Source organism: Streptomyces sp. NPDC054847, assembly GCF_053610925.1.
In genome coordinates, this window is the sequence record NZ_JBSGZJ010000444.1 from 1 (window position 1) to 5,932 (window position 5,932).

Here is a 5,932-nt window from a genome sequence, read left to right on the forward strand (position 1 = left end):
GTGCGGCCCCGGCCTTCGTGCTGCGTGTGCCGGTCAGTAGACGGCCGGCCAGCCGCCGCCCCAGCCCAGCCAATTGACGCCGAGCTTGGGGGTGCCGCCGTCCTGGCCGTCGTAGTAGTGGTAGACGAGCAGGTGGCCGTCCGCGTCCTTGATGACGGACTGCCCGCCCGGGCCGATCACCCGGCCGTGGGACTCGAGGACGAGCGTGCCGCCGTTGTTCATCATCGGTACGCCGGCGCGGTCGGTGTAGGGCCCGGTGACGCGGCCGGCCCGCCCGACCTTGATCTTGTAGGTGGACGAGGTGCCGGCGCAGCACGTGTCGTACGAGGCGAAGAGGTAGTAGAGGCCGTTGCGCTTGACCAGTTGCGGCGCCTCGACGGCGCGGCTGCCGGTGGGACGGGAGGCGAGGGAGTACCGCGTCCTGTCGCCGGCGTGCTGCTTGCCCGTGCCGGGGTCGAGGCGGATCATCTTGATCCCGGTCCACCAGGAACCGAAGGTGAGCCACCAGGTTCCGTCGTCGTCGACGAACAGGTTCGGATCGATGGCGTTGTGATCGCTCGACGCGTCCGTGCTGTGGACGATGCCGTGGTCGGTCCAGCTGCCCGGCAGGCCGGTGGAGGACGTCGCGAAGCCGATCGCCGACGTGTTGGAGCCGAAGCGGGAAACGGCGTAGTACATCAGGTACTTGCCGCCGTGGTACGAGATGTCGGGGGCCCATGCCTCCGGTACGGAGGAATAGCGGCTCCACCAGGAAGGCACGGTGGGGAAGGCGGAGCCTCCGGCCCGGAAGGCGATCCGGTCGGTGGACGAGCGCATGGCCAGTCCGCCGCCGGTGGCGTAGAGCAGGTAGGTGCCGTCGGAGCGGCGGACCATGGTGGGGTCGTGCACCACGATGTCGCCGGTCACGTGCCCCGGCGCCGGGTAGGCGAGTGCCGTACCCGGGGCCAGGGCCATCAGCGTGGCCAGGGGGATCGACACCAGTGCGCGTGCGAGCGGGCGGGGCAGGAGTGCTGAGCGGCTCATTGCGGTGACTCCTTCTTCGGACAACCGTACCGACGGGCCCGCTCTTCGGGCCCGTCCTACTGGCCGGCGAGACCCGTGTGCGCGATACCGCGCACGATCTGCCGCTGGAAGAGCATGAAGACGATCAGCAGGGGCAGTCCGGCGATCACGAGCGCCGCCATGATCTGCGCGTAGCGGACGCCGAACGAGGACTGGACATTGACCAGGCCGACGGGCAGGGTCATGCCGCCCGGATCGGTGGTCACCAGGAACGGCCAGAGGAAGTTGTTCCAGGTGGAGATGAAGGTGAAGATCGCGACGGCGGCGAGCACCGGCCGGGACAACGGCATCACGATCGTCCAGAACACCCGCCAGCGTCCGGCGCCGTCGACGAACGCGGCCTCCTCCAGCTCGCGGGGCACTCCCTCGAAGAACTTCACCAGGATGAAGACCATGGCCGGGACGGCGACCTGAGGCAGGATCACGCCCCAGTAGGTGTCGACGAGTCCGAGCTGCACCATCTCGGTGAACAGCGGGGCTATGAGCACCTGCGGCGGCACCATGATGCCGGCGAGCACCACTCCGTAGAGCAGCTTGCGGCCGCGGAAGTCGGTGCGGGTGAAGCCGTACGCGGCCATCGCGCAGGTCAGGACCGTCAGCACGGTCGTCATGACCGAGATGTACGCGGAGTTCATCATCCAGCGCATCAGGTCGCCGGACTCCCACACCTTGGTGTACGCCTCGAACGTGATCCGCGAACCGAACCACTCGAGCGGGGTCTTCGTCGTCTCGCCCTCCGGCTTCAGCGAGGTGGCGACCGCCCAGGCGAGCGGGATCAGCCAGGCCACGGTGAGGGCCAGGGCGACGACCAGCAGAGTGATCCTGCCCGCGCTCCAGCGGGGCCGGCGGCCCGTGGATCCGGCGTCGGAGGCCGTGCGGGGCGCGCGACGGGGGGTGATGGTGGCGGAACCGCTCACTTTGCGGCCTCCTCAGCTCGGCGCCGGGACAGCATCGGCTGCACCAGGGAGACGATCAGGATCAGGGCGAAGAAGATGTAGGACACCGCGGAGGCGTAACCGATGCGGTAGCCGGTGAAGCCCTGCTGGTAGACGTACTGCAGGATCGGCCGGGTCGATTCGTCCGGACCGCCGCCGGTCATGATGTAGACCTGGTCGAAGATCTTCAGAGATGCCAGCACCTGGAGGACCACCACCAGTCCGGTGGTGCGGCGCAGCATCGGCAGGGTGATGTGCCACAGCCGGTTCCAGGCCCCGGCGCCGTCGAGTTCGGCGGCCTCGTACAGGTGGACCGGGATGGCCTGGAGGGCGGCGAGGTAGAGCAGGAAGTTGAAGCCGACGGTCCACCAGACGGTGGTCGCCACGACGGAGAGCATCGCGTAACGCTCGTCGCTGAGCCACCCGATGCCCGGTTCCAGTCCTACGGCGGCCAGCAGCTGGTCGGCGAGGCCGAAGCCGGACGGGAAGATCATCTGCGCGAAGAGCAGACAGACGACGCCGGACGGCAGCAGGAACGGCGCGAACCAGCTGAGCCGCCACAGCCACTGCACCACCCTCAACTGGTGGGACAGCAGGGCCAGTCCGAGGCCCACGAGGACCAGCGGGACGGTGGAGAGCACCGTGAACCAGACCGTGTTCCACAGCGAGGACCAGACGTCGGGATCGACGAGGGCCTCGGCGTAGTTGGCGAAGCCGACGAACTCCCCTTCCTTTCCGGTGATGTTCTCGCTCGTCATGCTCATCCCGAGGCCGGAAAGCAGCGGCCAGATCAGGAACATGGCGTAGACGAGCAGGAACGGGGCGACGAACACCAGGCCGTGTTCGGTCCACTTGCGGTGGACCGGGCGGACCGGTCCGCCGGGGGCGGCGGCGCGCTTCGTCACCGGTGACGGCGGTGCCGCGGTGGTGGTGGTCATGACGCGGCTCCGGGGAGTGGGTTGGGGGTGTCGAGGAGGTTCCGGAGGCGGGCCTTGGCCTCCGTGAGGGCACCGCGCGGGGTGCGGGACCCGGTGAGCACGCCGGAGAAAACGGCGCCGAGTTCGATCCACATCCGGGAGGCGGAACCGGTGAACCAGGCGGGCTCGTCGAGCGCCACGTCGTCGATCACGCCGCGGTACTCGGACTGCGGTTTCAGTTCGAGATACGCGGGATCCTTCAATACCGGGAGGTACGCGGGCACATGGCCGCCCTCGGCCCAGGCGACGGAGTTGCGGAGCATCCAGGCGACGAGCCGGTGCGCGGCCTCGTTGGTGGCGCCGCCGCGGCCGGCCTGGTGCGGGAGGACGAAGGCGTGGCAGTCGGCCTGGGTGCCGGGCCGGCCGAAGAGGGTGGGCACGGTGGTCATGGAGAACGGGATGCCGGTGGTGCGGAAGGAGGAGATCTCCCATTCGCCGTTGAGATGGAAGGCGGTCTTTCCGCCGTTGAAGATGCCGACGGAGGCGCCGTAGTCGGCGCGGCGCACCATCAGCCCCTCCTCCGCGAGGCCGGCCATGTACTCGAGCACCCGCAGCGCCTTGGTGTCGTCGAGGGCGAGGCGCTTGCCGTCCTCGGAGAGGACCTTGCCGCCGGTCTGCGAGTAGAAGGTGGCGAACAGCCGCCACGGGGTGATGCAGTCGGGTCCGAGTGTCTCGGTCACGAGGCCGGGCCGACCGGTCACCTTCTTCGCTGCGCGCAGCGCGTCGGCGAACTCCTCGGCTCCTTCGATCGTTTTGAGCCGGCCGCCCGCCATGAGGCCGGCCTTCTCGCACACCTCTGTCTGGAAGTAGAGGACGAAGGGGTGCGTGTCGAGCGGGACGGCGTACTGCTCGCCGGCCACCCGGCCGCGCTGCCAGATGCCGGCCGGGAAGTCCTGTTCGCGGACCCCGAGGTCGGCGAGGAGGTCGAGGTCGAAGGGGTCGATGAGCCGGCCGGGGGCGAAACCGGCGAGCCTCGCCAGGTGCAGCACGGCCAGTTCGGGCGCGCGTCCGCCGGCGCCGGCCATGCCCAGTTTCGTGTAGTAGGGGGCACCCCACTGGAGGGTCGCCGCCTCCAGGGAGACGTCCGGGTGCTCGGCACGGAACTCGTCGAGCATGCCCTGCATGTTGACGCCGTCCCCGCCGCCGAACAGATGCCAGAACCGCAGGCGGGTCTGCCCCGGTCCGGCGACGGTGGACGGTGCGGCGCAGCCGGACAGCGGGCCGAGGGCCGTGGTGGCGGCCAGGGCGCCGATGCCGCCGGCGAGGGCGCGGCGCCGGCTGAGGCGATGTGGATGCATGGCGGCTCGTCTCCGAGGAAGAAGGGGTCGTGAACTGCTGCTGTTTGACTTCGTATGAGTGAGTTCTGCCGTGTACGGGTGAGTTGTTGTGGGCTGTGGTGGGTGAGGGCTCGCAGGGCGGATGGGGGTTCGTCTGTCGAATGGGTGACCTTTGCGGGTCGGGGTCGTTGGGGGTGGTGGCGGGTGCGTGTGGTGCGGAGGGGGTGGACACTGTGGGCGGTCTGCGGGAGTTGGCGGCGCCGTTCGTGGTGACCGGACCTTCGGGTGTGGCAGTGCGTACCGGGCTCAAGGGCCTCATTGCGGAGGATGAGGAGGTGCTGCGGCTGGTGGGTGCGCATCTCGGGTCGCTGGCCTCACGTGATCTCAAGGCGCGGTGTTTGGAGGGTCTGGAGCACTCCGCCGGGTCGTGGGCGGTCCGGAAGCGCGGCCTGACGGGTGTGTCGTCGTCGCGGTGGGCGGGGTCGATCACGAAGGCCACGCATGATCAGTGGGCGCTGGCCCGGCGCGGGCAGGCCGCGCACATCCACAGCCTTGAAGCCGGTGTCGCGACGATCCGGCATCGGTTGTCGCTGCCGGTCGGACACAAGGGCACGAAGCGTGCCGCGGGTGGTTACCGTTCGCGGCGGGAGTGGCATGCCAAGGCCCGGCGCCTGCGGGTGCTGGAGGACCGGCTCGAGAAGGTGCGGGCCGAGCGGGACGCGGGCCGGGTGCGCGTGGTGCGGGGCGGCAGACGACTGCTCGGCACCCGTCACCATCTGGCCGATGCGGGACTGACCGCAGCCGAGTGGCGCCGGCGGTGGGAGGCCGAGCGCTGGTTCCTTACGGCGGACGGCGAGTCGGGGAAGAGGTTCGGCAACGAGACGATCCGCATCACCCCCGACGGCGAGGTGTCGATCAAACTCCCGGCACCCCTGGCACATCTGGCGAACGCTGCACACGGCCGGTACGTACTCGCCACGCAGGCCTCCTTCGCGCACCGGGGCGCCGAGTGGGCGGACCGGGTGGCGGCGAACCGGGCCGTGGCCTACCGCATCCACCACCACACCGAACGCGACCGCTGGTACGTGACCGCCTCCTGGCAGATCCCATCGGTCAAGACCGTTCCGCTCGAAGCCGCCCTCGCCCACGGTGTGATCGGGGTCGACATGAACGCCGACCACCTCGCCGCCTGGCGCCTGGACACCCACGGCAACCCCTGCGGTGAACCCCGCCGCTTCTTCTACGAGTTGACCGGCACCGCCCCCCACCGCGACGCCCAAGTACGCCACGCCCTCACCCGCCTCCTGCACTGGGCCCGGTCCTGTGATGTCACAGCCATCGCGGTCGAGGACCTCGACTTCCAGACCGAGAAAACCAGGGAGAAGCACGGCCCCAGGCGAAGGTTCCGCCAGCTGATCTCCGGCATGCCCACCGGCCGGCTCCGCGCCCGCCTGACCTCCATGGCCGACGCCACCGGCATCACGATCATCGCCGTCGACCCCGCCTACACCAGCAAATGGGGCGCCCAGCACTGGCAGAAACCCCTCACCAGCACCACCCGCAAGACCAGCCGGCACGATGCCGCGAGCATCGCGATCGGCAGGCGCGCCCAAGGGCACCCGATCCGGCGACGGACGACACCGCCCCCGCACGACCAGAGCGATCGTGCGGGGCATCGGAC

General features: G+C 69.7%; 5 protein-coding genes. 1 reads left to right on the forward strand and 4 read right to left on the reverse strand.

The window, feature by feature from the left end; genetic code table 11:
• Nucleotides 1-33: 33 nt before the first annotated feature.
• From ACWGH4_RS29570 to ACWGH4_RS29585, 4 genes are read right to left on the reverse strand one after another with little or no spacing between them, the layout of a single operon-like run.
• Complete coding sequence (locus ACWGH4_RS29570) at nt 34-1,023, reverse strand: arabinan endo-1,5-alpha-L-arabinosidase (RefSeq protein WP_453466322.1); 990 nt, start codon at nt 1,021-1,023, stop codon at nt 34-36.
• A 56-nt stretch (nt 1,024-1,079) separates the two neighbouring features.
• Nucleotides 1,080-1,979 (reverse strand): ABC transporter permease subunit, encoded by a 900-nt coding sequence (locus tag ACWGH4_RS29575; protein WP_441266855.1) that lies wholly within the window; start codon nt 1,977-1,979, stop codon nt 1,080-1,082.
• Nucleotides 1,976-2,935, reverse strand: a complete 960-nt coding sequence (locus ACWGH4_RS29580; RefSeq protein WP_453466325.1) for a carbohydrate ABC transporter permease — start codon at nt 2,933-2,935, stop codon at nt 1,976-1,978. The genes ACWGH4_RS29575 and ACWGH4_RS29580 overlap by 4 nt, the downstream gene beginning before the upstream one ends.
• A complete protein-coding gene (locus tag ACWGH4_RS29585) occupies nt 2,932-4,272 on the reverse strand; it encodes an extracellular solute-binding protein (RefSeq protein WP_453466327.1) in 1,341 nt (446 codons plus the stop codon). Before ACWGH4_RS29585 ends, ACWGH4_RS29580 begins: the two co-directional genes overlap by 4 nt.
• 212 nt (nt 4,273-4,484) lie before the next feature.
• Here ACWGH4_RS29585 and ACWGH4_RS29590 point away from each other — a divergent pair.
• Nucleotides 4,485-5,932 (forward strand): IS200/IS605 family accessory protein TnpB-related protein (locus ACWGH4_RS29590; RefSeq protein ID WP_453466329.1); only part of this gene is annotated, 1,448 nt, incomplete at its 3' end.

Excerpts from the sequence above, each read along its gene's own strand:
- ACWGH4_RS29570 (WP_453466322.1), bottom strand. The coding sequence starts at position 1,023 with ATGAGCCGCTCAGCACTCCTGCCCCGCCCGCTCGCACGCGCACTGGTG.
- ACWGH4_RS29580 (WP_453466325.1), bottom strand. The coding sequence starts at position 2,935 with ATGACCACCACCACCGCGGCACCGCCGTCACCGGTGACGAAGCGCGCC.
- ACWGH4_RS29585 (WP_453466327.1), bottom strand. The coding sequence starts at position 4,272 with ATGCATCCACATCGCCTCAGCCGGCGCCGCGCCCTCGCCGGCGGCATC.